At 29.9% G+C, this 3,070-nt stretch carries 2 protein-coding genes; both read left to right on the top strand.

The features are described from left to right. Nucleotides 1-288 (top strand): hypothetical protein (locus Q1W15_RS24375; protein ID WP_300733819.1); only part of this gene is annotated, 288 nt, incomplete at its 5' end. A gap of 722 nt (nucleotides 289-1,010) precedes the next feature. Further along, on the top strand, nucleotides 1,011-2,921 hold the full coding sequence (locus Q1W15_RS24380; protein ID WP_300733821.1) for a hypothetical protein: 1,911 nt from the start codon (nucleotides 1,011-1,013) through the stop codon (nucleotides 2,919-2,921). The last annotated feature ends 149 nt before the right edge of the window (nucleotides 2,922-3,070 follow it).

The raw sequence follows: 3,070 nt of genomic DNA on the forward strand, positions 1-3,070 counted from the left end.
ATTGAATACTATAAAGTATTAGGTAAAGATAAGATTAAAGCTTACACGTATAATAGTACTAGAATCAGACAATTATATGATATAGAGTTTCAATCTAACTATGGAGACAATTGGATTACTAAATTCTTTAAAGTAGGTGAAGTCTACAGTAGAACATATATCTCTGAACAACTTAAAAAACATAATGCTGCTAAAACATCTGCTTCTTATTTAAGTAAATTCTTCTTATTACAAAATACTAAAGATACTAGTAAGAAACACGCATTCAAAATTATTAAAAAACTGTAAGGAAACAATCAACATGCATACACATATCATCTACTATACTACATACAAAGATGTAATCGTTTACATAGGAGCAGGACAACCTAATAGATATAAACATACTACTTCATGGTAAGCTCATATATGATGCAGAGAGAGATAAAGAGATAGACAAAGCTATCTCTCTACCCTCTAATTATGTTAGCACTACGTTAGTTACTTATTTTATTAATATAATTAGAGAGTATTACTAAAGTAAGTAGAGAAGACGTATTACTTATACATTTAACATTTACCAATGAAGGTGCTTAAGCGTATAGATATATGTATATTAAGACGTATCTACTATATTCACTCTCTATTTATTATCTAATTAGAGATAGAAAGGAATTGCATCTAATTGCTTCATGTTGGAGAAAGCATGAGAGGGATCGTCAGATCTCTTGAAATGGTTTTAGTATCAATAGTTGTCAAGATATTGGAGAGTGTGTATATGTATCGACATACAAAACCTTAAGTGGTTTTTTTATTTTACCATCTTCTAACAAAGTGAAGTGCGCTAGAATATCTCTTATACCTATACTGGGTAAAAAGTTAGAACATTTTCACTAAAGCTAGTCTTACTATAGAGTTATCTATAAATCTACTTTAGAATCTAACAAAGTGAAGTGCGCTAGAGTAGCTATATCCTATATATTTAAATAGGACAAAAAAGTTAGAACATTTTTATTTAAGAAAGGATTATTATGAACATTATTAAAATTGATGTACCTAAAGGTATAGAATATATCTCAGATATAAAAGAAATTAAAGAGGATTACAAAGGAGATCTTCCTGCTAATGCTTTAATTTGTAAACAATTAACAGGAACAGGTGGTACTAGCTTAGCTTTAACTAATGATGAACCTTATATTGTTGCAGTACATTTAGTATCTTTAATTAAGAATAAGATAGAACAAGTAGAGAGATACCCTAATGTTCTTGGTGTGTATCAAGGTGTAACTACTGAACAAATACGAGACTATGTAGCTAAAGGTGGTAAGAAAATCATGGTTACATATGATTCAGTACCTAAAGTAAAAGAAGCTCTTGGAGAGAAAGCTAAAGATTTTAGACTCCTTATTGATGAATTCCATAAAATGATTATCTATTTAGGTAGCTTTAAACCTAACGTTTGTATTAAACTACTTAATAATAATCAAGAATTTAAGTCAGTCTCTTACTTAACTGCTACACCAACTGATTATAAATACTTACCTGAACCTATGAGATCTTTAGATATTATTGAAATGGATTGGGAAGGTAAAGTGACACCACATATTGAACATGCTTATGTTAAAGAAGGTATGGTAGAAAGACTTCTAGCTACAGTACTTGATAAGTATAATAATACTTCAGAAGAAATGTATATCTTTTATAATTCTAAAGCAGGAGTAATCAGTTTTTTAAAGAAGTTATTTAAATGTAAAAAGACTTTATCTTTAAAAGATGTTAATTTTATGTTTGCTGAGAACCCAAATAACACAAGATACTTTAAGAAGCATCTTGGTAGTAATTTCTCTTATGGGTCTGCTCCTAACGGTAGTAACAATAAGCGTATCAACGTTATATCTAGTATGGGTTTTGAAGGACATGATTATTACCCCAACCATATTACAAATGCTATACCAGTATCCATTATTGTTACTACCCCTGATCAAAAGTCTTCAAGATTCAGTATTGAAACAGATGTTAAACAGATACTAGGTAGATTCAGAAAGAATCAGATAACTAATCAACGAGTAGATAACCCTATTATATATTTATGGAGTACACAGTCTTCTGATTATAATTTGAATGAAGAAGATTTCTTAGCTAAAGCTACTCAAGAAAGAACAGACTTAATACAGTTCCTAGAGGATAATAAAGATTCTTTAGTAGCTCAACGAATGGCTAAAGCTGCACTAGTTACTAAAGAGTTTGATGACTTAATTAGTGATGATGAAGGGAACCCTATGCTTCATCCTTATGGTATTGAAGCTAAGATGAGTACTTACAAAGCAATGCACAGTGACTCTGCTGTACTAGGTAATATCGATCAAGATGGTGAAATTCTAGAGGATGCTACTATTACTAAGCGTCTACTAGATTTAGATCCTAATATGAGTACTTATAATTTACCTTTATTACCTTCAGAGTATACTAAAGCTCTTGGAAGACAACCCTCAGTTAGGAAACAAATAGAGGAATATTCCTTATTACTTAAAGAGTATGAAGAAAACTACAAAGATGAAGATCTTAGACAAACTATTCAAGATACAATTGATAATTTTTATATTATCAATCCACTATTTAAAGAGTGGTTAGATTCAGGAGTAACTCTAGCAATGATGAGAGCTAGTAAAATGAATAGGTCTTTAATTACAGACAGAGCTACTCAAACAAGAACAATCATAAGTAATACAGATGAAGTTAAAGCTCAACTAAACCTACAGGTAGGTAAGATTTATACAAGAGATGAACTACTTGTTAAAGTACTTGATGTATATGAATCTTTAGATATTAGTGTTGAAAAGCCTAAAGCTACAGATATTAAAAGATGGTATGAGATTAAGAACAGTCCTAAGAAACTAAAAGGAGAGACTATCTCAGCTTATAAGATTATTAAAGAATTATAACTCATCTTTCTATTTATTATATTTTAATTCCATAATATAAATATACATCTAATTACATTTATATTATAAAACTAATGGGAGAGGCTGCCTCTCCCAGATATACTATTTAAATTTCTTACTCACTTCCTTTGTCTTTTCATAATACTCCT

It is taken from the genome of Pseudomonas sp. (genome assembly GCF_030150285.1).
Lineage (GTDB): Bacteria > Pseudomonadota > Gammaproteobacteria > Pseudomonadales > Pseudomonadaceae > Aquipseudomonas.